This window comes from Peredibacter starrii, from assembly GCF_034259205.1.
Taxonomy (GTDB): Bacteria; Bdellovibrionota; Bacteriovoracia; order Bacteriovoracales; family Bacteriovoracaceae; genus Peredibacter; species Peredibacter starrii.
The window spans coordinates 2,353,180-2,376,680 of the sequence record NZ_CP139487.1 but is presented as its reverse complement, the minus strand read 5'-3'; the positions used below and the strand labels follow the sequence as shown (position 1 = coordinate 2,376,680).

The following is a 23,501-nucleotide window of genomic DNA, read 5'->3' as shown; positions in this document are numbered from 1 at the left end:
TAGTGGGGGAGAAATAGGATAGGTAAAGGTAAGAAAATCTTATACCTACCTAAAGCACCCCACTGATTCTTTATTATCTCAGTGACAGTCTTGGGGATTCAGCCCCAACAACCAATGATTCGCTGATTTAAAACTCATGAATCACTTCGGCGACCCTTCCCTCAAAAGTTGGTTTTAACGGCTTTTAATCCTTCCAACTTTCTACCTAACGATCGCGCCTCTCTAGGCAACAAATAGATCATAGACAATTAAATTTGAAATTCCAAGTTTACTTTTAAATTTTTTTCGAGCTATCTAATTTAAGAGATCTCTAAAACTCAAACGGAGAGTTAAGACATGAAGAAAGTTGGATTTATTGGATGGCGTGGAATGGTAGGATCAGTTCTGATGGAACGCATGAAGGAAGAAAATGATTTTTCTCACATGGAATCTTACTTCTTCTCTACTTCTCAGACAGGTGAAGCGGCTCCCAAAATGCCCAATTCACACGATAAGCTTCTAAGTGCAATGGATTCTAAAGAACTCTCCAAGATGGACATTCTTGTCTCTTGTCAGGGTGGCGATTACACCACAGAAATGTTTCCGCTTCTTCGTAAAGAAGGATGGAATGGAATCTGGATCGATGCGGCCAGTACACTTCGCATGAAAGACGATAGCGTGATCGTGCTTGATCCGGTTAACCGTAACAACATTCAGGAAGCGATTAATAAAGGCACTAAGAATTTCGTAGGTGGTAACTGTACAGTGTCCCTACTCTTGATTGCTTTACACGGTCTTTTCAAAGAAAACATGGTGGAGTGGGTGAGCTCGATGACTTATCAAGCGGCCTCAGGTGCCGGTGCTAAGAACATGATCGAGCTTCTGGATCAGATGAAGTCAGTAGGAACTGCGTTCTCTGCAAATCCTGCGGCCGATGCTTTGACTCTTGAAAAACAAATGACGTCTCTTATGACGAGTTCTCAATTTCCCACTCAAAACTTCGGTCATCCGCTGGCCCTGAACGTTCTGCCATGGATCGATTCAGAAATGCCTTCTGGTCAGTCTAAAGAAGAATGGAAAGCTCAGGTTGAGGCGAATAAGATCCTTCAGTCACAAACAATCATTCCAATCGATGGAACATGTGTGCGCGTGGGAGCTCTTCGCTGTCACTCACAAGGTCTAACGATTAAATTGAAAAAATCAGCTCACCTTTCAACGGTTGAAGAGATCATTGCTTCAGCTAACGACTGGGTTCGATTAGTTCCAAACAATAAGCCAGATACTTTGAAGGCCCTTACTCCAGCAGCGGTTTCAGGCAAAATGCATGTGCCAATCGGTCGTATCCGTCCGATGACTATCGGAGACTCTTACTTCAACGCTTTCACGCTTGGTGATCAGCTTCTTTGGGGTGCCGCTGAACCACTTCGTTGTGTTTTAAGACAAGTGCTACAAAGCTAATTTTCACTCACAAATTCATCAAAATGAGGGTCCTTCGGGGCCCTTTTTTATTACCTGAATAATACCTGACAAATCGCATCGGTTCATTTATGCTCATTCGCCAATATTTAAACTAGATCAATTTTACTATTAAAACTGATTTAGTTTTTCTATACTGTTTTTATACCTCATAAGGGGAATTATGCGACAGAACGATGCGTCTTAGGTTTTTGTTCTGTGGAAATAGGGCATGTAGGGAGTTCAAAAATGGGCAGTGAATCAGTTTTAAAGCGGCTTTTGCAGAAAAAGCCTGAGGCAGCAGCAGCTGAACCCATCGTAAAACATTTCGTTGAATCAAAACCCGCACCGGCCTTCAAAAAGAAAGCCCAGAGAAAACCCGGGCGTCCCGCCAAGGAAGAATCTAAGAAGGCCCGTAATTTCACCCTGTGTCTGGCACCGGAATTTTTAAAGTTCCTGGACAGCATGGTGGTTAAAGACACTAAGATCCAGGGCCGCGGCCGCAAAATCCGTTTTATTATTGAGCGCTTTATCGAGCACGAAAAACGCAGCCTTGGGCACATGCGAGTTTTAAAAGAGTCCTTAAAGACCGTGCAACTGGAGCTTAAAGGTTTTGAGGGGAGAGTAAAGAAGGGCGAAAAGCTTGAACTTACAATCAAGGAAAGGGCCACGATTACAAAGACCGTTGATCAGGTCATGCTCCTTCTCAAAGTTTTAAACTATACCCCAAAGGCCCTTCAGAAGATGCTTCCTCGTGAAGACTGGGCCCTACTCTCGTTTTGTCTGGATTGGAATTCTAATAAAAGAGTCGTTCTATGAATCTCGAAGTCTTTAGTGATTTTAAACTCACCAAATCCGGCCGTGTTGATCGGAACAAACTCTATTACGGCTTCATCCATAACTTCAGTTCTGAACATACGCGTGATGCTTACACGCGTGATCTTCGAAAATTTTTGGGTTTTTTGCAGGATCATTTTCGCTTTATTGATGAGACACGTGTGGAACACGCTCATGTGGTGGCATTTAAAGATCTGCTTTTAAAAGAGGATTATTCACCTCGTAGCGTGAACCGCATTTTAGCGACCCTTTGGTCTTTCTATGATTACTTGATGGATTTGGATTTAATTGAAAAAAATCCAGTAGGGAGAGTGAAGCGATTTAGCATCCCCAAAGAAGTGAAAACTCAGGATCTTTCAGATGAAGAAGTAGTTCATTTACTGGCCGCTATCAATACTGATCTACCTTCAGGAAAACTGCATAAAGCGATTCTTACGTTGTTCTTCACCACAGGTATGCGCCACCGAGAGGTCTCGCATCTGCAGTTTAAAAATCTGGATGAACAAAATGGTTTCACAGTTGTGAAGTATTTCGCCAAAGGACATCGTGAAATGGTCACACCATTAAACCCTAAGGCCGAAGCAGCACTTTCCGAATATCTTCAGTGGGCCGAATCCGCTGGATACACCATGACCCAGGATGATTACATTTTCAGAGGTACTAAGAATAATGTGAATCGCCCACTGGATCCCAAGACTCTTAATTACATTATAAAAAGATACGCCAAGATGATTGGTGTTAGGGGAGACATCACCATTCACTCGGCCCGTTCAACCGTAATTGGTATGTTATTAGATAAGGGACATGCTCTGGAAAGAGTGGCCGATTTTGTTGGCCATAGAGATATCTCAATGACGAAGGCCTATAATAAGAGAAGACAAAAAATTCATCAGTCGCTTTCTCTGGATTTATAATTGACTTAATTTCCTCTTAAATTGAATTAGTCTTTCCCGCATAACTACAATGAGATTAAGGAGCACTTTTATGAAGTACCTTTTATCTCTTTTGTTACTTTCAACCTCTGCATTTGCTGTGAAGAAATTCACAGTGGTCGAAGAAGTTCGTGAAATTGATTACGATGACAGCCGCCAGGAAATGATTGTTTCATTCTGGGGCAATGGTAAGGTTTTTCGAATTTCTGAAGGGGATGCCGTGGCACCTTGTTTGAAGAATGCTTTCCAGGCACAGATGCAGGTGAAACTCAGTTTTGAGGAAAATGCAGATGATATAAAAGGATGCAAACTCGTTAGTCCATCAGCTCCAGTGAGGTAATTTATGAAATACTTAATCTTGGGACTTTTTATTTCAGCAGCGGCCTTTGCTAGAGATCCGTATGGAACGGACTTTGTGAGAACCATTACATTCGATGATACTTACAAGGAAATGACAGTGAAATTCCTTGAAGACAAACATGGTGTTTATCAAATCGCTGAAGACAGCCGCGCTGGGAAATGTTTAAAGAATGCCTATCGTGGACACGTAAAAGTTAAGCTTCATTTTTCAGATGATGGGAAACAAATTGAGAACTGTGAAATGATGCCTATGATTCCTGAAAATATCACCGGTAACCAACAGATCTAAAATAAAAGGTGGGCGTTACTTAGTGAACGTCCGCCAGTTTTTCATTTCATATCCAGAATCCAATAGAAATTTTGTGACATAACCACGGCAGGATTTCAGGAAATAATTCTCCTGAATTTGACCGTTGGAAATGATCCGAGGTTTGCACGGGATCTGGGCGAAATTCTTATCCATATTTTGCTGAAGAGTTTGGTTCGTTAGAACCAGGGAGATCTCATTGGGATAGGTCTTATTGAACTCAAAAGTCGCTATATCAGCGGCCATTAAGGGCCCGGAAACCAGGGAAAAGGTGATCAAAGAAGCCTTAAAAAGCCTAAAAGTGTCTGCACGATAAGAAAGATTATCGTGCAGAGCGTTAGGTGATTTCAATTAGATATCCAAATGAACCAGGCGTTTAAAGTCCTCTTGGCTCAATTTACCTTCAATGATGGCCATCTTAGAAACAACCATGGCCTTCTCAAATAAGGCCCTTTTTTCAACCGGAATTAACCCTAAATCGATGTGTCTTTCATCGTTAACTCCGTTGTCCTTCACGACCGTTTTTAATAGCTCAATCGCCTGTTCTAATTCCATATAAACTCTCCGAAAACGAATAAAGGTTTCTCCATGTTTTATCATGGGAGAAACCTTTAATTCAATGAATGTGATGTGAAAATTAAGCGGCTTTTGGTGCCGGGATAGCTTCGTCGATCAATTGAGAAAGAACGTCTTCAGAAAGTCCGTCATATTGGGCGGCCTTGCAAATAACTCTAAGTTTGGCGTTTAGCTTACCTAGATCCATCCTTGTTTTGTGATCAGTTTCACTCTCAAGAATGGCCTCGTGGATCAGATCACGGTACTGACATACCAGTGCCTCTTGGAAATTTTCTAAGTTTCTAACGTTCAAACGTGCCTCCCGTGTTAGACAGCCAACAATCGTGCTGATGGACCATTTTATCGGCAGCCTGGCCGCGAACTATAGCTAATTTATCAGGTATTTTAAGGAATCAATAAGATAGGGGACTTATCCCCCGAAATCTCCTCCCCTCATAACCCCCCTATTTTTTATTCTCTGACAATTATCCGGGGCATGTTACGATTTCTTCATGTCAAAAAATCTGGATAAGTTCTTATTCCAAGGTGAAAGTTTTCTCCCTGGAAACAAGGTTCAATTGCGCCTGGGTCTAATGGCCCTTCTTCTGAATAGAAACGTCCTGATTGAAGACGTGCCTGGTATGGGTAAAACCACACTCGTAAAATTCTTCGCCAAGGCAACAGGTCTTGAATTTCGTCGTATTCAATTTACCAGTGATCTATTGCCATCAGATATCCTGGGCGTTTCGATCTTTCACAAAGAATCAGAGCGCTTCATCTTTAAACCAGGTCCTATTTTTGGTGAACTCATTCTCGCTGATGAGCTCAATCGCGGAACTCCGAAAACGCAAAGTGCATTACTGCAGGCAATGGAAGAAAAACACGTGACAGTGGATGGGGTAGCTCACCAGTTACCGGAAAAGTTCTGTTTATTTGCCACTCAAAATCCAAGAGGGCAGTACGGCACCTATCCCCTACCGGAATCCCAACTAGATCGCTTTCTTTTTAAGTTCTCCATGGGGCACTTATCGAAGGCCGAAGAAATGGAGCTTCTGACAACTGGTCCTCGTTTAGAAAAACTCGATGATCTGGTACCGTTTATAGCGCCTCAGGAACTTAAGACATGGGAAGCTGAAATTCGCGCCGTGACTGTATCACCAACTTTGCTCGAATATTTAACGGATGTCCTGCAAGCATCTCGCAAAAAAGATGATATGTGGGGCCTTAGTCCTCGTGCTGGTCTTGATCTGTTAGAAGCCGCCCGTGCCTGGGCCTATTTTGAAAAAAGAAATTACGTCATCCCGGACGATATCCAAAACGTCTTTCCTTATGTGTCCGGACATCGCATGTTTTCTCAGCATTCACTAACTGCCAATATGGAGTTTATGAGGGCCCGCGAATTCATCTCAACTGTGGCCTTCGTTAAAGACAAATGAAGAAAGAACGGATTTACATCCTTCCGACCCGCATGGGTGGCTATTTAAATGGCCTGATCTTTCTTATGTTTTTACTCTCCGTTGGTTACAGTAATAATCTCCTACTAATATTTACGCTCTTTCTATTCGGATTAAACCTTATCTGGGTGATTCAAACTCATTTTCATCTTCATGGTTTGAAATTTGGAAGTGTGCAAGTCACGGACAATTTCGCGGAAGATCTGACATCAGTGAGTATCCATTGGAAAAAGGCCCCGGAAGGTCCGCTTAGTTGGGATCTATTACTTGATAAAGTTCCGGTGAAGACCTTTCATAACACCAAAGAACGCTCAGATGCTCATCTGGTTTTTCCTAAACGTGGCGTTTATCAATTCTCAAAATTAAAAGTTTCAACCTCCCAGCCATTTGGTCTGTACCGCGCGTGGATTACTTTCAATGTGGATGTCACGGCCTATGCATATCCAGTGAAAGCAAAAGACCTGGGTGTTTTGCCATCAACGCCGTCCCATACTGAGGGCGAAATCTCGACCATGAATAAAGGTCCCCATGATGTGTGGAACCTGGGCCCATATCAGGGCGAAGAATCCCGCAAAATTAGTTGGAAGCATTACGCTCGTTCCGGAGAGTTAGTGGTTAAAGAAGGCGAAGAACTCCAGGAAGCGGAAGTTAAGTTTGAACTCCATGGTCCAACTGAAGGGCAATTATCACAGCTTGCGACCCAACTGGTATATTGCTCTGATAAATCCATTCCGTTTTCTCTTAAAACTTCATCTGGCAAAACCGAGCATCAACTGCGTGAGTGCTTAAAGGAACTCGCGAAATGTTAAAAGAAGATCTGCGCCAGAATTTAGTGCTGATGGTATTTGCGGGACTGATGTACGAAGTTCTCACACCGGCGACTATGGTGTTTGTGATTGGCGGGATTGTGGCAGTTTCTTTCGGGATTAAGACGTCAAAACTCGTCAGGAATTTACTGGCATTAGGTGTGTTTGCATCTTATTGGATCAGCTATGGAAAAATCATTGATCCAGAAGTAGGGCTAAACTTTCTAACTTCCATCATCGTTTTAAAAATCCTCGAGAAAGAGTCGGACCGTGACCGTTACATGATCTTCTTTGGATTATTGCTCCTCATTTCCGCAGGCTCACTATTTGAGAAGACACTCACCTATGTTTTGTTTTTTGGCGTAAGCTTCATGGTTCTTATCCGAGATTTCTATTCATTCCTGGGCCAGAAATGGCGTTTGAAAGATCTAGGGAAGGCAGTGATTTGGGTCCTCCCCCTCACCTTTTTTATGTTCTTTTCAGTCCCTCGCCTCTTAAATCCTATCCCTCTTCAGGGCGGACAATCAGGGCCAGGGGAGATCGGGTATACCCCGGATGTGAATATCTCTCAGATTGAGTCCCTGGAAGGAAACAATTCTCCGGCCTTTCAAGTCCTGGTGAATAGACCCCTTAATCAGGAAGCTTTGTACTGGCGTGGAAATACTCTTATCTCAAATGATGGTTGGAACTGGAACCTCGCAAGTATTGAGCGTGGTGAACCAAAACGACTTCAAGAATTCGATCTCCATCCTGGAGAGTTAAAACAAACTTTCAGACTGTATAAACGCTCTGATTATTTCTTTGCCCTGGATACACCGATGGCCCTTAGCTTTGGTAAGGACATTTTTGAACTCCCGCAAATGAAGACCATGACTCAACGTCGTTATCAATGGATCCCACGCTATGAGGTCATCAGTCGTGCTGAGAGGCCTTTTGAAACCTTAGAGCATATGGATCAGTATCTGGGTCTACCATTACCTAAGAAAACCAAGAACTGGATTCTGGAGAATTTTAAAGGTTCTGATGTTAGGGAATTGGGTCGCAATATTCAGCGCTATTTCTATGACAAAGGTTTTAGTTATTCCCTGAGTCCAGGGAAAAGTTCATCTTTCGAAGAATTCATGCAGACTAAAAAAGTGGGACTTTGTTCTCATTATGCTTCAGCGGTTGCGATCATCATGCGGGCCAATGGCATTCCCACTCGTCTGGTATCAGGCTTTATGGGTGGAACTTATAATCAGTTCGCGGACTTTTATCTCGTAACTCAAAACGATGCTCACGTATGGGTCGAGGCCTTTGAAAACAATCGCTGGCAAAGACTAGATCCGACCGAATGGATCGCACCGGACCGTGTGCGTTTGGGTGGTGATATCTTCATGCAGTCCGTTCGTAATGGCGTTTATCAAAAAGATCGCTTTATCCGCATGCCTCGAATCTTCACGGACATGAAGCAGTGGTTTGGACAGTGGGATTTTCTATTTTATACGTGGCTGGAACAGGTGGATTATTACACTCAGGACGCCTGGCTTTCTCGTTATAAGTTCAAACGTCAGTGGCTCTTCTCAATTATTCCCATCATGCTTGTGGTCTTCATGGGTCTGTATACCTGGTACTTGTATTACTTAAAGGGCAAAGAAAAGGATTCAGACTTTCAGATCCTATGGCGTGAGTTTTATCAGAAAATGAATAAACGGGGACTCAACCTCTCGGTGACATCCCTTGAAGAGTCGGAAAATCTTATTAAAGAATCGAAGTTAAAGGACAAAGAAAAAGTCCTGAGCATCTGGCCGCAATTAATCCAGGAAACTTTCGGGAATACCCAGGGCCCAAGTATGGAGCTTCGCAAACGTATTCGGGATCTCTAGTCTACGACTTTAAAATCGGCGTTAACAACGTTTCCAGCTTGAGTTTGCTCTGCAGTCCTTTGGCGGCGTAAAAGGTCTTCATGGGCCTTTAACTGCGCCTCCTGAATCCTTTGCATGTTTTTATACATCTGCATAAAACGACGGATGAAATAGATCAGGAAAAAGACGAAGATAATTTTTAATAATCTCATGAAAAGAACATAGACCCGAGCTTCCGGAAAGGCAAGATTAAGTCTCCCCTTCGGTTTCTGGCTCTTTCGTTTCCTCTGTGGCGGCGGTATTTTCAAGTTTTTCTTGCAGTTTTGCTTCGTTTAATTTTTTGAATTCTTCCGCTTCTGCATTCACCTGAGCATCATGGTCGCGGAAAAAGATGGTGTTCACGTAGCGGCGAAGTTCTTTTTTATCATCTTCACCCAGACAGTGAATGAGGCCGTGATACTCCGGAACTTTACCTTGGTTTTTTGTCAGCTGCACGTTCACAAACATATCCACCGGCTGGGTCAAATGGAGATTTGAACCAACTACAAGTGGAATATCAGTTTGAAAGATCATGTCGGTTTCGGAGAGTTTAACCACCGTCACAGGAATCATGATTTCACTGATGGAAGCAGAGTTCGTTTTTTTAATATAAACGCGTTTCTCATTATTTTTTGGGACTGCAATAGGCATATTCGCGAGTTTTTTCTCAAAAACGTCCGCCATACGCACCAGTAAATCCACCGACATTTCGCCCTTAATGGCCATTATATTGGCGTATTGAAGGTTGTCCTGACACTGCTTTGATGAAAGTTCGGTGTTAAAAATAATGATATATGGGCTGATATCTGAGAATTTGTTTTTAATTGCATTCACCAGATGATCAAGCGCCTCTTGAGTGTTCTTCGGATTGTCTTTTTCTTTTTTATCAATGGCAAAAGCAATGACCTGAGGTTGGAATTTATCAAGTTCAAGTCCCACATCCTGCATGAATGGCACACATCGGATGGTATATGGATGCTTATCAGTGCGGGCCTGATCCTGATAAAACTTAAATTCACTATCTACAACGAGAACTTTCGCGCGTTTTTCAAATGATCGAGATAAGTTGTCCTCAATCCAGCGACTAAGTTGCTTACGATGATAGTGAATAAGATCATCTCTCTCGGCTTTTTTTTCTTCAATCGTGGCGGGTTCCATTCCTTCTGGTGGCAAGAACTCATCAATAAACATAAATTCCGCGTCTACCGCATACTTAAATTGGTAGAAAAGGTTCATGGATGTGATGTTATTAATGGTCACTGTCTTAGAAGGCACTGTTTTTTTCGCCGACCAGTGATGATTTAAAACAATCTTTGAACCCTTACTAAGTTTGTAATCAGTTTCAAAATGAAGACCTTCATTATGAATATAGCCGACCTTCACTGGAATTCCGGCCTGCAGTTCTTCTTTTAAACCGGCCGTCGCAAACCCGTGGGACATTTGTCCAGGAGACAATAAAGTCATCACGTCATAGACCACATCAAAGGATTCAGCACTCTTAATATGAGTCAAGTTCACACCTGTCGCCACTGATTCCATCAATACTTCCGGAGGCGAAAGATAATCCACCAGACCAACGGTCACCATGGTGTGATCCATTGTGGTGCGAGCGATAATACGGGCCAGATGCAAATAGTCCTGAGTGTTTTTTGAGAAATCGATAAAGATACAAGAGGGTTTTGTTTTATAGATCGTCAGGAAAAGTGATTGGATTTTTTTCTCATCAGTCTCGTAGACCTTCTTCAGATCAAAGGCCAATCGACAATGCTGCCTCATCTCCCCTTGAAGTGTTTTAAAGTAGGCCTCATCGTCACCGAAATAGTAGAACAAAAGGTTACCTGCCATACATTAAGTATAGCACTTTTTTTATTGATGGGTTGTTTTCAGCTATTTAGCGATTTCAGGAAAGAAAGGTACTGCCTAGATGCCACATCTTGGTGGAGGTCAAAGTGCTTCAGTTGGTGATTTCGATACTCTTTTCCCGTCTCAGAGGCCCAAAGTTTCTCACCATATAGAGGTATTTGGCCTGATTTCTCACTCTTGGCGAGCACTATGATCTGATAGAACTGCCCGTCTTCCCTCAGAACTTCTTCATCTAACAGCGCCAGATTCTTTGAATGAAGAAGCTCCCGGAGCTCAAGAATCTTACGATGAGGCGAAATCACTAAACGGTCGTTTGAGGATAACTGCGGAATGAGATTAAGAATGATCTCGCCTATCTCTTTTCCTCCCATACCAGCAATAAAGATGCAGTTAGAATTCGGGTCTAGTTTTATTTCCTGGCCTGGTAGGTGATGTATAAATAATTTGGGGTTGGAAATATACGTAGCTTTAATCTTATTTCTTAATGTCTCAATGACTGGAGCTGCCGGATCCACCAGATTAATTCGTTGAACCTGTTCATAGTTCAGGAAAGACAGCCCCAGGAGACCATGGTCACATCCAATGTCCCAGATGCTTGCTTCATTTTGATAATATTGATGAAGAGAATTGAGGCGCAGAGAGAGTGAACTGTCCCCTACTCTAGAAGAATTCGTCGTAATTTTGGCCATACTGCTTGTCGAGTGTCTCGGTAAAAAACTTTCTCACAAAATACTGGCCGGCACGAACTGTTTCAATGAAACCAAATTTCTCTAAGTTTCTTAGATACTGCCCTAGTTCCTCATGGGTAATGCCCAGGATAGAACAAAGCTCTGTATAAGAATTTAAAGGCCCAATTCCGTGAGATTTATAAAGATTAGGGCGACACCAAACCTGGCGGTAAAGATACATCAAAAGCGAGATTTCGGAACGATTCAATTTGAATTTCTGAAGGATTTCATCGAAAAAAACGTCGGGGATTTCCGAGCTTGAGGCAACGGTAGAAGGACCGATACCGGATTTTTCAACCTCGTTACCCTGTCTTTTCTTGGAGTGAAATTGCGAAAGTACCGAACGTATATCTTCCATAGATCCTCCTGACCTTAGTATCCTCCAAGGCCCAGCAATGTTCAAATAGATATCATTGAGAAGCAAAATCTGCCTAAAAACGACAACTAAACTCAAGTTTTACCCATAGAAACCGAAAAGGTGGCATCAGGGTTTCTACGGAGAAAGTAATGCTGAAGTGGCCTTTTCTTTTATCGATGATGGTGATTACAGGTTGTGGTGGGTTCAAGCTATGGAACTCGAAGACAACTGTACAAAAAAGAGAGATCGCTTCCCTTAGTATGCAGCAACTTCTTCAGGAGGAGACTCAGTCTTTCTCGGCCGAAATCGATGAAAAGCTTCTTTCAATCCACAGTTATTACGTTATTGCCCAGGATAATCTCATTCAATTTGATGATGCGATTCCGGGAACGACACTGGAAGAGCTCTATCTTCAGGGCCCATACCTTCGTCTGGTTGCTTCACGTACTCAGATGGATGAGATCCACGATGAACTAAAAGATCTCTGGCAGTATCTGCATAAAAACAAAGATCCGAAGATTAATATTTTGGAAGAGCGTATCAGAGAGTTTTCAATGCTGTCTGTGATGGCCACTCTTTCAATGGAACATCTTGCTTCCACAATTAATCTCACTCTAAGAGAAGTCACTGTTCCTTCAAAAGCTGAGATCAAAAAAGAATATGAAGAACAGGACCGCCGCAAAGAATTCCAAATCTACGAGCAGAACATTGAACATCTTTCGCATTTGATGAAGCTAAAAATTCGCTCAAGTGGTATTCACTTTGCTCCTCATGAAGGTAAGACCGGCAATATCACGGGCCAGGAATTTCCTTCAAAAGTGTGGGCCATTACTTTTGATGATGGTCCGGATTCAAAAGTGTCTCCCCTGGTTGTGAATAAACTTAAAGAAAAGAATCTTAAAGCGACCTTCTTCCAATTGGGCCAGAAGGTCGAGAAAGACCCCAAGACGGCCAAGCTCATCCGCGATGCCGGCATGGAGATCGCCTCTCATTCTTACTCACACAAGCTTCTTACGACAGTTGGTGGTTTGACTCTTGAGAAAGAAATCAAGGCCGCCACCGCAAACATGGAAAAGAATCTTAACATTGATATTAAGTATTTCCGTTTGCCTTACGGCATTGGGATCACCACACCCAACGTTAGGCAACAAATCGCTGATTCAAACTTAATTCACGTGGTTTACAACATCGATACCCTTGACTGGCTGGCCCAAACTCCAGATATGATAGTAAAGAGGGCAAAGGCCATGATGAAAAAGACTCCCCGAGACTCGGGTATTCTTCTTTTTCATGACACTAACCTTCGCACGGTACAGGCCTCACTTGAACTTATGAATCATGTGTCAGGGGACGGCAGAAGAGTTTGTACAGTGGGTGAAATTGTGACTCAAATGAATGAAGGTGTTGAGACCGTATGTCCAAAATTTTAGTGCTCGTTTTGTTTATTCTCGTTGGTTGTTCCACTGCTAAGAAGGAAGAAGTAAAAACTCCTCCAGCTAGGCCTGTGGCCCCAAAAGAATTCTCTCGTGGAGAACTGATCCTCGGCACCCAATTACTGACAAAAATTTTTGATGAAGAGATGGCGCCATTAAGTTGCGTGCCTGATCATGATGAAGCTTCCCTCCTCCTCCGCACCATAAGACCTCGTATGGAAGTGGTTCAGGACGATATGGAGGCCCTTTTAGACGATCCAAAAGAAGTGGACCAACTGGTTAAGACCTGTGATCAGAACTGCACCTGTGGCTATGTAGACGAGCTTTTAAGAGAGCATCAGGTGTCCCTGTCTAAGAATCAAAGAAAGATCTTAAACACCAAGAAAACGGATAAAGAATTAAACCGCTGCATGAGCTTTGTTCAAAGCACATTCTGTGACAGTGATCTGTATAAGACATTGGATCAGGAGAAAGCGGATTTTAGCTTTGACGAAGAAGCGCCTTAATCTCTTCAGTACGTTTTTTTCCGGCCTCGATTCCTTTCTTCACGAATTCCGCAAATCCATTTGAGCGCCAGTTCTCAAGCACCGCGATGGTCACGCCGGCCTTTGAAGTCACGGCATCCGTCATTTCTGAGAGGGATTTCTTAGACATTTTCCCCGATTTGGCCGCACCTAAAAGCACCTGACGAATGAGCTTTTCACGCTGCTCTTCAGACATGGATTCAAAAGAATGGGAAAGGTTTTTAGCAAATTCATAAAAGAAGGCCGGGCCAGAGCCAGTGAGAAGAGTCAGTTCATCTAACTCTGTTTCACTCACAATCAGGGCCGTACCAAGCTTTGTGAAGAGGGCCTCAAATGAACCTAAGCGCGCTTTGGCCGATTCCGAGGCCAGAAGACTTACACCTTCTTTGTGCTCAACCGGAAGATTAGGCATCACGCGAATCAGGTATTTAGCGTTAAGCACTCGCCGCTGCTCTTCTTCAGTCACAGCGGCAAGGATACTTACGAATAATGAATCTTTAAATTTATCACCGAGAAGGTTCTTCAGATCAGGAAGCTGTTGCGGTTTACACCCCACCAGAATCCAATCCGGAGTTTCTACATTTTGAAGATCGGCCACGACACGTGCTCCGATCTTCGCTCCTAAATTCTTGGCCGAAATACCAGATGGCGAAAAGATCATCCAATTCGAGAGATCTTCAGAGGCCTTAAATCCAGTAAGGATGGCCTCAACCATTTTTCCAGCGCCAAGAACTAGTACTCTCATGCATTCAACTCCAGTGGTGCTCCATGTCTCATGGTATTAATCGCCAGAGAACGGGTCCATACAAACTGATCTAAAACCTGTGAAGGTTCAAGGGAAACCCCGTCAACTTCAGAGAGAATTAAGCGCATTGTTTCACTTAAAGACTTGCCTTCAAGGACACCTTTATACAAAAGATCGCGGTACTGAACATAATGGCCAGCATAGATGAAGCTGTAGTGTGGTTCTTTTAACAGATCAGCAAGAGTTGTTTGCGACATGAAAGTGATGTCGATATTGGTCTTCGAGAAACCAGCTTTCCAGGCCAGATCCAGAATGCCCTTCCATGTCTTATAAGATTCTTCAGTTAGACATGCGATAGATACACCACAACCAAGGGCAAGTGCACCAAAGAGATAGTGAATCGACTTAAGGCTTGGACGAGCAGAAACCGTCACGAACAAACCGGAATCTTTAATGATCGATTTATCGTTATAAGAAAGCTGTCCAGGGATCACGAAATTTAAGTGGTGACCATTTAGGTACTCGCCTAGATTTCCTTTGACCCATGTGATGAACCCCAGAAGCTGGGCCTTTTCTTTTTCATTCACTGTGCCCATGAATAGTTCATACTGATCAACGAAACTATTTGCGAAATGCTCAAAACGAGAAACGCGGCCAGCAGTTGAGATAAGAGATGGACGTGGAGTCATAAGCGCATAACCGCTGTCTGGTGCCCATTTCCCCTCATGAGGTTGAGTATCTTGAGCAGATAGAATGAAGTGGAATTCCTTCACATAATCAGTGCCACCGGCCTTAGGCCCTGTACCAGAAAGTTTGAAACCACCGAATGGCTCAATGGCTACACGAGCACCAGTGTTCGGACGGTTCACATAAAGGTTACCGGCACGTAGGAAGCGGATCAGGAAATCAATATCGTCCTGAGACTGAGAGTAAATACCACCAGTCAGAGCGTATTCAGTGCCGTTAAAGAGTTCTACCGCCTCAATCATTGATTCGTATTCAGTGATGTGAATCACTGGACCAAAGATCTCTTTTTGTGCCCAAGAATCTTTCTTGCGGGCCTGGAACGCTGGAAGTTCAAACAACGCCGGACCTACACAGAAGCCAGGAAGTTTTTCAAACGAGCGATCGATCAGGATTTTACCTTGAGAACGAATCGCTTCATCTTTGGCTTCTTCAATTGCTTTCTTCACGCGCTCTTGATCTTCGCGAGTGATAAGTGGGTTTACCGATGTTGATGGATCCAGGGCCTCACCAACTTTAAGATCGCGGATCGCCTGCATGAGACGAGCAACCAGAGCGTCTTTTACTTCTTTGTGAACAATCACACGAGAAGCGGCCGAGCATTTCTGACCTGAGTGACCGAAGGCCGCGTAAAGAATGCCAGAGATTGTTTCATCAAGCTCACAGTTATTCGTTACGATAATGGCGTTTTTACCACCCATCTCTGTGATCACTTTCTTCTGCATAGGAATCTGGTGATAGTAGTGCTGAATTGTTTCCTGGCCCGCGTGACGGTAGATCCATTGGCCCACGCCCTTAGAACCGGTGAAAACAATTCCGGCAGTCTTTGGATGAGTCACAAGAGGAGCTCCCACAACTTCACCGTCACCTTGGATCAAGTAAAGAATTTCTTTCGGAACTCCGGCCTCGATAAGGATGTTATAAAGTTCGATGGCGATAAGCGGAGTCTGCTCAGCAGGCTTTAAGATAACAGCGTTACCGGCCACAAGAGGAGCTACCGTCATCCCACAAGGGATCGCAAGCGGGAAGTTCCATGGAGCGATCACCGTGATCACACCACGGTTAGTAAGTTTTTGATGACTTAATTGAAGCGAGATTTCCTGACGAGCATAGAAGTTAATGAAGTCAATCGCCTCATCAACGTCGGCCAGTGCTTCCGTCATGGTCTTTCCGGCCTCATACATCATAAGAGCAGAAAGAGAATTTCGCTTTAAAAGCATGATATCTGCTGCCTTAAGAAGGACAGATACGCGGTAAAGAGCAAGTGACTGCTTACTCCACCAGTTGTTCATAAGAGCGGCCTCAGCTTCTTCCACGGTCTTAATCGCTTCAGAATTTGTGTTCGCTTTATAAGTTCCAATCACGAGATCCGGACGAGAACTTGAAATTACTTTTGTTTCAGATGAATTCTTCCAGGCGTCCTGATTGGCCGCAATTTTTGCCGTTAATTCATTGATGCTCTTTTCAAGGGCCTCACGCTCATCTTTGATGAACAGACGAAGAGGTCTGGCCGGAGCGAAATCACTCTTAAGTTGAGTGATAAAGCTATCAAACTGAAGTGTATGGGCTTTTTTCTTAGTGTTGTGAACTTCCACTGGAGAAATAAGACCACTCGCCTTCTGGTGAGAACGCATGATTGAAAGAACTCCCACTTGAGAAGAGTTTTCCATAATACGACGAACCAGATACGCCATACCAACCAGAAGGTTCCCGATCGGCATATAGTTACGAGTAGGCCACCCCATTTTCGCCAGACCATGAGAAAGAGCTTCATATGTCATGTGAAGACATTGGTGCTCGATCACCGGAGCTTGCGGGAAGCGAAGGTTTCTCAAACTTTCAACGAACGCGTGGTCTTGAAGGTTGTGAGAGGCCAGGGCCAGGTGAATGTGCTCGTGATTTTTAAGAGCAATGTAGCACAGCTGACGGAAGTGAAGATCCGACTCTTCTTTGTTTAAGAATTGAGGCGGAGTAAATTGGTGAGCTTCACCTTCAATCGTTTCAGCGTCCCAGTAAGCACCTTTTACAAGGCGAATACGCATTGGAAGTTTGCGTTTTTTCGCAAGCTCAATCACATCGTTAAGGTGTTTTGAACCGTCACGAAGATAGGCCTGAACCACGATACCAGTTTGGTCGTAGTTTTTTAGTTCCGGAGTTTCAAGCAGGACCTTCTCGTAAATGGCAAGAACCAGATCACGGTAGTGATAGTGTTCAGCATCTACTTGGATGAAAACTTCCTCACGTTCTGCCTCTTGTAATATACGACGCAATCTTGGAGCAACTTTAGCATAAGTCGCCTCGAAAGCTTGCGGACGGAAATCGTGTGAAAGAGCAGAAACTTTAATTGATACATGGGCCTTTAAAATGCCCGCTTTGTTCTTCTCACCTTTTGGCACGTGCTGTTTTAGACCGTGGATCAGTTGAAGAACTTTTTCAAAGTATTCATCCGCTTCTTTCGCCGAAACAACTAACTCTCCCAGTTGGTCGAGAGTCGCTTCACGATTGGTTTCGCGAAGGTCACGAAGAGTGGCGTGAGAAGTATTGATACTCTCCCCTGCAATAAAGCGTTTTGCCATCATACGAACCATATAACGAACAACTGCGGCCAGGATATTGGCCGGAAGCATTTGAGCGATATGGAAAGCGGCACCGAAGAGAAGTGTTAAGTAAAGCGGAAGCTGACGAGTTCCGCGCTTTTTCTCCATCGAGATCGCGCGTGAGTCTTCACCTAAGCGACGTAAACTCTCAAGGAGGTTACGCTTCACTTCAGTTCCGTGCTTGTCGTGATCAAGAGAAGGAAGAACCGCAAGGAACTTCAGAAGGTGAACGCGGATAAGGTCATACTGGGCAGTCAGGGTCAGACCGTAGTCAGAAACTTTCTCAAAAGAACTTGAGCGGTAGTCGCCCACTTTCTTCACCAGTTGCTTTAGGATGACTTTCGCTTCATCATCCACATCTTGCCACTGTTCTTTGTTCCAGTACTGAGGAAGATTATTTTCAACTGAAACCCATTCAATCTCTGAAGGGAAGTTTGTTGGAGAAATCGTGCTGATTTTCTCAATATGCTCTTTCAGAGCGAAGAAAAGTTTTTCAATGTCCTGATCAATCAGAACCGGGTTCACTTCATGAAGCTTTAAAAGGGCAAGTTCACGAGACAAACGTCTGGTTCCGATATAGATCGATTTTTCTTCCGGTCTTACCGCGCAAAGAAATGGGAAAGCATTGATCACCACTTCACGGCGGAAGCCTGAACCAAAACCTTTTTTTGTCACAAAACTAATAAGAACTTCCACCTCGTGGTGAAGATTTCCACCTGGGAAAAGAACTGAATCAAACTCTTCGTAGAAAGCGATTTGCCATTGACCAACAACCCGTTTTTTAACAACAGGAACACCTTTAAGATTCACAGGGCCTCCAAAAAAATGAATGCTCCAGTTATAACCAGAAATTGACGCCTTTACGAGAGACGGCCTAAAATAATTGTATGCCTCAACTTTTATTATTCATGGCGTACTTCTGGTCCACTTTTGTGGGGGCGGATACCTATACTTTGGCGGACCTGGAAGTTCTGTCTAATGAGGGTTCTCACGTTGAGTTTTTCCAACACGCCCTGGATATCCGACCATCGGAGCGCCAGGAGGCCTGGAAGACCATGGTTTCCAAGATGGGAGACCAGTACAGCCGCAGCATTCTTACCAAATCCGAAATAAACCGTAAGGATTTCCAGAAGATCGAGTCTCTTTATGACTGGCCAAGCCTAAGAATCGACGACGTCTTTAAGGGGCGCCGCCAGGAGATCGGGCAGCGTTTTTTAAGATCTTGCCTGAAAGGGGACAATCCTTGTTGGAATGACCTTAAGGCCTTTTGGGAAAAAGACAAAACTGATCCGGAAGTGGCCTTTAAGCTTTCCGAGCTGACCGTAAACTACAAAGAGTCCCCTCTTTCCAGTTGGTCTTTCCTGGAAGTGGCCCTGAAAAGTAATCTTTCCGAATTCTACTGTAAAAAAGAGTTCGTAATGACCGCCCTATGGGGAAAAATCGAAATCGACTATATTAAGCTCGGCCCTGAGGGTGATCTGATGAGAAAGATCGACCTGACGATCCACCCGGATTGTATGCCGTCTTTGATTCTCGAGGCCCGTAAGCGTCTCTTTTCGCCGCCAAAAATGCTTGATCGAGAGCTGGCGTTTCAAATTCTAAAGTCACAAAGCAAGGCCGATACCTTCGTGCAGGATTTCTTCTACACGGTTTACCTGTTAGACAATCCTTCTCAGGGTGAGCTTTTTAACTATTCATGGAATCGTTTAAGAGAGCTTGCCGGAAAAAGCACCCGTCGAGATGCGGTAATGAAGAAAATGCGCGAACTTGATCCTCTACCGGATGATATTCTGGCCTCTTTGGATGAACGCAAAAAGCGCGCAATCTTGAATCACTTTAAGACTTATTTCCCTGAGTACCTGAGCTACTACACGGATCAGTGTGTGCTCTATTACGGTGGTAAAGGCAGTTTCCCGTCAGGAAACCCAACTGTTCATTGTCAGCAGTTCATGGATTCGGAACTGGCGCCAGCGATCATTGATGATTTTAAGATTAAGCAGTATCAGGACGTGAGAAAGATCTAATATTTCTTATCGCAATCAAACCCAGGCAGACAAAACCCGTACAAGACCCAGAACTCATAAGAATCGGCATTAACGGCCGCGATATTCACAGTCTTGGTCTTTGGACTTTTCTTCCAAAGACGAAATTTCTTATTCACTTCTTTCATGTTCTTAGGCACCCCAACAACATAACCAGGATCACTGATATATTCATGGTCCCTCGTCCCACAAAGGTGACTGATTTCGTGAATGATCACTGCTGATTTATAATCTTGCGGACCCAGCCAATAAACTGGGCAAAGATTTAAATTATTCTTTTTTTGGAAGGGATTAAAAAGAGTGACATAAGCGGTGGCGTTCTTAGCACAGACCTTGCCGCCGTCCTGGCAAGTAATCTGAATGTTCTTCATTTTGTCTTTAATGCATGAAACTTTTTGAGAGATATTCTCCAGATCACTCGCCCTTTTTTTATCATTTTTTACCTCGGGACGAACGGAGTAATCATAAAGCTCAAATTCCAGTTTAAGCAGCATTGAATGGGCGGTATTAAAGAGATTAACCGCATCTTTCTCTTGATTGCCACAGTTGGAAACTTTAAAACGTTTAAAGTCATCAATACAATAGACCGTTGGTTCAATCGGCCCACCTAAGAGCTCCACCATATGATTAACATCATCGCCCGGCCGATATTGGAAAAGCTCCTCAGCAAAGGCCGGTGCAAACAGAATGAAACTTAATATTAGTGTTAAACCTTTCATAAAGATCATTTCGGAGTGCTAGTTGGGGAACTTAAAACCAGAGCGGCAATACTGCTTTTTATGCTTTAATTTATCGTTTCGCACAGTCGTAACCAGGCAGACAGAAACCATTATCGGCCCAATAGCGATATGAATCTGCATTAGTGCAAGCAATGTCCTCATGATAATAGGCCGGTGGTTTTAAGTGATCCGGATAAATGGGCTCACCATTTGGACGGGTCAGACGAGTAGAATTTTTAACCAGCTTCTTTTCATTAGGAGCATCATTTAACTTCCAATAGTACTGATGATCGATCGTCCCACAGAAGTGAGAGATCTCATGAAACATCACTCCGGCCCTTTCGTGCGCATCTTCTTCTTTCCAGTAACGTGGACATAAATTCAAATTCTTCCTCATAAACTGAGGCAAATTCATGACGTAAGCGACTCGTTTTTTATCTAAACAACCAAGGGAGCGATTGGTTTGGCATGTCACCTGAGCGTTGCTCATCTTGTCTTTCATGCAACGTAAGGTATCGCTGATCTTATTCAGATCCTTCATGCGTTTTGGATCGGATTTAACTTCCGGGACATCACGATAGCGCTGAATCTGACTGTCGACCTTGAAGATGAGCTTATAGTTCTCATCGAAGAGATTAAAAATGATGGCGCTCTTTTCAGCGTCACAGTTACTTACTTTGAACTTTTCAAACTCTTCTGTGCAGTAAACGACGGGTTCAATGGGGTCTTGTAATACTTGCAAAACATGCTCAATGGGGTCCCCTTTCTTAAACTCATAGAACTCATCTGCGAAAGCAGTGATTGAAAGAATCAAGAATAAGGTAGGAAGGAGGCATTTTCCCATGCCCTCTTATCGGAAGGTTGACTGAATTGATTAAATAAAAAAGGCCCGGAAACCCGGGCCCTAACTCATTAGAATTTTGAAATTTCTTTCTTCTTCGCTTCAACATCAATGCTTAGGTATTGATATTGAGAGTGGTTAAACTCCATGAAGTTGTAGTTACGAACCCATGGTGTTGTCACAGTGAACTTGGTTCTGTGGAAACCAAAGATCCAAGGAACATCTTGAGAAACCATCTGATTGATCTCGCGGTATAGAGCAGATCTCTCAGGGCCGTCTTGCATGATAGTCGACTTTCTGAACAACTCATCAAACTTAGGGTTACAGTAGTTAGAACCGTTTGAACCTGGGGCCTGGTAAGGACAGTATAGTAAACCTAGGAAGTTCTCAGCATCCGGATAATCCGCACCCCATGCCATGGTGTACATCTGGTGCTGCTTCTTAGAAACCTTGTTCACAAGCTCAGGCCATGTGTTTGTACCGATCTTGATTTTGATACCAATTCTTGCCATACACTTAGCGAAGAACTCGATACCCTGACGAGCTTCAGTATCATTCACCGTTTGAACTGTGATTTCCGGGAAACCTTTACCATCTGGGTAACCGGCCTCGGCCATAAGTTTCTTCGCCTGTTCAACGTCGAATTTTACCCATGGGTTTTCGAATTTTTCATCGTATCCGCCCATTCCTGGAGGGATCACACCCTGAGCAACCATCGCTGTGCTGTTATAGAACAGGCGGTTTGATTCAGAACGCTCGTAAGCAAGAGACATTGCACGACGAACGCGCACGTCTTTGAATGTTTTATCTTCGTGGTTGAAAGCGTAAAAAGTTACGTCAAGCATTGGCATATAATCCAACTTAACGCCCTTATCTTTCAGCTCGCCTTTAAGTTGTTTATCCGGACCTACAGTCTCTTCAAAGAAGTCCTTAGGGATGTTTGAGATATCAAGTTTTCCCTTCTTAAACTGAAGCCACTGAGGCTGAGACTCAAGAATGATGTGAACCGTAATTTTGTCTACACCCGGAACACGCAGACCTTTGCTGCCATCTTCATTCGGGAAGTACTTTTCACGGTAGTTAGGGTTCTTGTGATAAACGATGGTATTACTCTGCTCATACTTATTAAGAATGAACGCACCTGTTCCCACTGGGTGGTTAATGAACTCATTACCATAGTGATTAACAGCTTCTGGAGCAACGATGAATGAGAAAGGCATCGCCATAGCGTAGAGAAGTTGCGGATACGGCTTCTTCACTTTTACTTGAAGAGTATGGTCATCCAGGGCCTTAAGACCTGAAACTTCCTCTTCGTATTTACCTTTTCTATCGCGCCATTCGTTTAGGCCCTCAACTTTATCGTCATATAACCACCAACCGCGGCTACGAACGTTAACGTCGGCCAGACGCTTAATTGAGTACACAACGTCAGAGGCCTTAAGCTCACGACCTTTGCCATTTGGGAAAGCAGGATCGTCTCTGAACATTACACCTTTCTTGATTTTGAAAGTGTATGTCAGACCGTCTTTTGAAACTTCTGGAAGAGCTTCAGCAAGGTTTGGCATAAGCTCATATGGACGCTTTGTAGGGTGGAATTCGAATAGACCTTCATACACCTTCCCCATTTCGGCAGAAGTGTACATATCGCCGCCCAGGGCCGGATCGAAGCCAGAAACCTTCATAACTGAGAGAAGGTTTAGTTCTTTAACGTCAGATACTTTGCTCTTAGTACAACCGACTAAAAACAGAGTTACTAACGAAAGTGCTGCTAACAATTTCATCGTGAAACTCCTCAAAAAAATTTGAAGAAATCATCGCTAAATTTGTGGGGATTGGAAATAAAAAAGGGGGACCGAAGTCCCCCTCTCTTTAAGAAAATCTTAGTAAAGACTACTTAAGGTGGTTAGAAACAAGTTTAGTCATTTCGAACATAGTAACTTGTTTTTTACCGCCGAATACAGCTTTTAGCTTATCGTCAGCGTTGATTGCACGACGGTTTTTAGCATCTTGAAGGTTGTTCTTCTTGATGTAAGCCCATACTTTCTTCATAACTTCTGTACGTGGAAGTGCAGAAGCACCAACGATTTCAGCAAGCTCTTTAGAAGGGTTAAGCGGCTTCATGAAAGCAGCATTTGGTTTACGAGCTGATTTTGCTTTTTTAGGAGCAGCAGCTTTTTTAGCTGTAGCTTTTGGAGCAGCAGCTTTCTTAGCTGTAGCTTTTGGAGCAGCAGCTTTCTTAGCAGTAGCTTTCTTAGGAGCAGCAGCTTTTTTAGCTGTAGCTTTCTTAGCAGTTGCTTTCTTTGGAGCAGCAGCTTTCTTTGTTGTCTTCTTAGCCATAA

Annotated in this window: 24 protein-coding genes and 1 riboswitch; of the genes, 11 read left to right on the top strand and 13 right to left on the bottom strand. The window is 43.6% G+C overall.

Translation table 11 applies throughout. The features are described 5' to 3' along the window. Window positions 1-44: 44 nt before the first annotated feature. Window positions 45-231: riboswitch (Lysine riboswitch) on the bottom strand. 105 nt (window positions 232-336) lie between these two features. From asd to SOO65_RS12020, 5 genes are all read left to right on the top strand, one after another. After that, a complete protein-coding gene (gene asd / locus SOO65_RS12040; protein ID WP_321390090.1) occupies window positions 337-1,437 on the top strand; it encodes an aspartate-semialdehyde dehydrogenase in 1,101 nt (366 codons plus the stop codon). A gap of 246 nt (window positions 1,438-1,683) precedes the next feature. Then, window positions 1,684-2,253 (top strand): hypothetical protein, encoded by a 570-nt coding sequence (locus SOO65_RS12035; protein ID WP_321390088.1) that lies wholly within the window; start codon window positions 1,684-1,686, stop codon window positions 2,251-2,253. Beyond that, entirely contained in the window at window positions 2,250-3,185 is a 936-nt protein-coding gene (locus SOO65_RS12030; RefSeq protein WP_321390085.1) for a tyrosine-type recombinase/integrase, read from the top strand. Before SOO65_RS12035 ends, SOO65_RS12030 begins: the two co-directional genes overlap by 4 nt. Before the next feature lie 70 nt (window positions 3,186-3,255). Continuing rightward, window positions 3,256-3,543, top strand: coding sequence for a hypothetical protein (locus tag SOO65_RS12025; protein ID WP_321390082.1), 288 nt, complete (start codon window positions 3,256-3,258; stop codon window positions 3,541-3,543). 3 nt (window positions 3,544-3,546) lie between these two features. Continuing rightward, complete coding sequence (locus tag SOO65_RS12020; protein WP_321390079.1) at window positions 3,547-3,852, top strand: hypothetical protein; 306 nt, start codon at window positions 3,547-3,549, stop codon at window positions 3,850-3,852. A 15-nt stretch (window positions 3,853-3,867) separates the two neighbouring features. Here the strand turns inward: SOO65_RS12020 and SOO65_RS12015 are convergent, their stop codons facing one another. From SOO65_RS12015 to SOO65_RS12005, 3 genes are all read right to left on the bottom strand, one after another. Continuing rightward, window positions 3,868-4,116 (bottom strand): hypothetical protein, encoded by a 249-nt coding sequence (locus SOO65_RS12015; protein WP_321390077.1) that lies wholly within the window; start codon window positions 4,114-4,116, stop codon window positions 3,868-3,870. 105 nt (window positions 4,117-4,221) lie between these two features. Next, on the bottom strand, window positions 4,222-4,425 hold the full coding sequence (locus SOO65_RS12010) for a hypothetical protein (protein ID WP_321390074.1): 204 nt from the start codon (window positions 4,423-4,425) through the stop codon (window positions 4,222-4,224). Between the two features lie 82 nt (window positions 4,426-4,507). Next, a complete protein-coding gene (locus SOO65_RS12005) occupies window positions 4,508-4,738 on the bottom strand; it encodes a hypothetical protein (protein ID WP_321390071.1) in 231 nt (76 codons plus the stop codon). A gap of 199 nt (window positions 4,739-4,937) precedes the next feature. Here SOO65_RS12005 and SOO65_RS12000 point away from each other — a divergent pair, with 199 nt between their 5' ends. Genes SOO65_RS12000 through SOO65_RS11990 form a run of 3 tightly spaced genes read left to right on the top strand, consistent with a single transcriptional unit; the run spans window position 4,938 to window position 8,550 of the window. Further along, the gene (locus SOO65_RS12000) at window positions 4,938-5,861 is read left to right on the top strand and encodes an AAA family ATPase (RefSeq protein ID WP_321390069.1); all 924 of its coding nucleotides are present in this window, start codon (window positions 4,938-4,940) and stop codon (window positions 5,859-5,861) included. Next, window positions 5,858-6,688 carry a DUF58 domain-containing protein gene (locus SOO65_RS11995; protein WP_321390066.1) on the top strand — a complete coding sequence of 277 codons (831 nt, stop codon included), beginning with the start codon at window positions 5,858-5,860 and terminating at the stop codon, window positions 6,686-6,688. Before SOO65_RS12000 ends, SOO65_RS11995 begins: the two co-directional genes overlap by 4 nt. After that, window positions 6,682-8,550 (top strand): transglutaminase TgpA family protein, encoded by a 1,869-nt coding sequence (locus tag SOO65_RS11990; RefSeq protein WP_321390063.1) that lies wholly within the window; start codon window positions 6,682-6,684, stop codon window positions 8,548-8,550. The genes SOO65_RS11995 and SOO65_RS11990 overlap by 7 nt, the downstream gene beginning before the upstream one ends. On the opposite strand, the gene SOO65_RS11985 is transcribed toward SOO65_RS11990, so the two are convergent. From SOO65_RS11985 to SOO65_RS11970, 4 genes are read right to left on the bottom strand one after another with little or no spacing between them, the layout of a single operon-like run. Further along, complete coding sequence (locus SOO65_RS11985; RefSeq protein ID WP_321390060.1) at window positions 8,547-8,741, bottom strand: hypothetical protein; 195 nt, start codon at window positions 8,739-8,741, stop codon at window positions 8,547-8,549. The genes SOO65_RS11990 and SOO65_RS11985 overlap by 4 nt on opposite strands. A 37-nt stretch (window positions 8,742-8,778) precedes the next feature. Beyond that, window positions 8,779-10,413 (bottom strand): hypothetical protein, encoded by a 1,635-nt coding sequence (locus tag SOO65_RS11980; RefSeq protein WP_321390057.1) that lies wholly within the window; start codon window positions 10,411-10,413, stop codon window positions 8,779-8,781. 38 nt (window positions 10,414-10,451) lie between these two features. Then, a complete protein-coding gene (locus SOO65_RS11975; protein ID WP_321390054.1) occupies window positions 10,452-11,120 on the bottom strand; it encodes a tRNA (adenine(22)-N(1))-methyltransferase TrmK in 669 nt (222 codons plus the stop codon). Continuing rightward, window positions 11,092-11,517 carry an ATP-binding protein gene (locus SOO65_RS11970; protein ID WP_321390051.1) on the bottom strand — a complete coding sequence of 142 codons (426 nt, stop codon included), beginning with the start codon at window positions 11,515-11,517 and terminating at the stop codon, window positions 11,092-11,094. The genes SOO65_RS11975 and SOO65_RS11970 overlap by 29 nt, the downstream gene beginning before the upstream one ends. Window positions 11,518-11,666: 149 nt before the next feature. On the opposite strand from SOO65_RS11970, the gene SOO65_RS11965 reads away from it, so the two are divergent. Further along, entirely contained in the window at window positions 11,667-12,947 is a 1,281-nt protein-coding gene (locus tag SOO65_RS11965; protein WP_321390049.1) for a polysaccharide deacetylase family protein, read from the top strand. Then, window positions 12,932-13,456, top strand: a complete 525-nt coding sequence (locus SOO65_RS11960; protein ID WP_321390046.1) for a hypothetical protein — start codon at window positions 12,932-12,934, stop codon at window positions 13,454-13,456. Before SOO65_RS11965 ends, SOO65_RS11960 begins: the two co-directional genes overlap by 16 nt. Here the strand turns inward: SOO65_RS11960 and SOO65_RS11955 are convergent. Together SOO65_RS11955 and SOO65_RS11950 are read right to left on the bottom strand one after the other, a co-directional pair. Next, complete coding sequence (locus tag SOO65_RS11955; protein WP_321390043.1) at window positions 13,431-14,219, bottom strand: pyrroline-5-carboxylate reductase family protein; 789 nt, start codon at window positions 14,217-14,219, stop codon at window positions 13,431-13,433. The genes SOO65_RS11960 and SOO65_RS11955 overlap by 26 nt on opposite strands. Next, window positions 14,216-18,370, bottom strand: coding sequence for a bifunctional proline dehydrogenase/L-glutamate gamma-semialdehyde dehydrogenase (locus tag SOO65_RS11950; RefSeq protein ID WP_321390040.1), 4,155 nt, complete (start codon window positions 18,368-18,370; stop codon window positions 14,216-14,218). Before SOO65_RS11950 ends, SOO65_RS11955 begins: the two co-directional genes overlap by 4 nt. A gap of 77 nt (window positions 18,371-18,447) precedes the next feature. Here SOO65_RS11950 and SOO65_RS11945 point away from each other — a divergent pair, with 77 nt between their 5' ends. Continuing rightward, a complete protein-coding gene (locus SOO65_RS11945; protein WP_321390037.1) occupies window positions 18,448-19,584 on the top strand; it encodes a hypothetical protein in 1,137 nt (378 codons plus the stop codon). On the opposite strand, the gene SOO65_RS11940 is transcribed toward SOO65_RS11945, so the two are convergent. The 4 genes from SOO65_RS11940 to SOO65_RS11925 all read right to left on the bottom strand — a co-directional run bounded on the left by SOO65_RS11940 (window position 19,581) and on the right by SOO65_RS11925 (window position 23,499). Beyond that, window positions 19,581-20,321 carry a M35 family metallo-endopeptidase gene (locus tag SOO65_RS11940; RefSeq protein WP_321390034.1) on the bottom strand — a complete coding sequence of 247 codons (741 nt, stop codon included), beginning with the start codon at window positions 20,319-20,321 and terminating at the stop codon, window positions 19,581-19,583. The genes SOO65_RS11945 and SOO65_RS11940 overlap by 4 nt on opposite strands. 70 nt (window positions 20,322-20,391) lie before the next feature. Further along, window positions 20,392-21,165: a M35 family metalloendopeptidase gene (locus SOO65_RS11935; RefSeq protein ID WP_321390031.1), complete on the bottom strand. Its 774-nt coding sequence runs from the start codon at window positions 21,163-21,165 to the stop codon at window positions 20,392-20,394. A gap of 68 nt (window positions 21,166-21,233) precedes the next feature. After that, window positions 21,234-22,943 carry an ABC transporter substrate-binding protein gene (locus tag SOO65_RS11930; RefSeq protein WP_321390028.1) on the bottom strand — a complete coding sequence of 570 codons (1,710 nt, stop codon included), beginning with the start codon at window positions 22,941-22,943 and terminating at the stop codon, window positions 21,234-21,236. 109 nt (window positions 22,944-23,052) lie between these two features. Then, entirely contained in the window at window positions 23,053-23,499 is a 447-nt protein-coding gene (locus SOO65_RS11925; protein WP_321390025.1) for an SWIB/MDM2 domain-containing protein, read from the bottom strand. Between the last annotated feature and the right edge of the window lie 2 nt (window positions 23,500-23,501).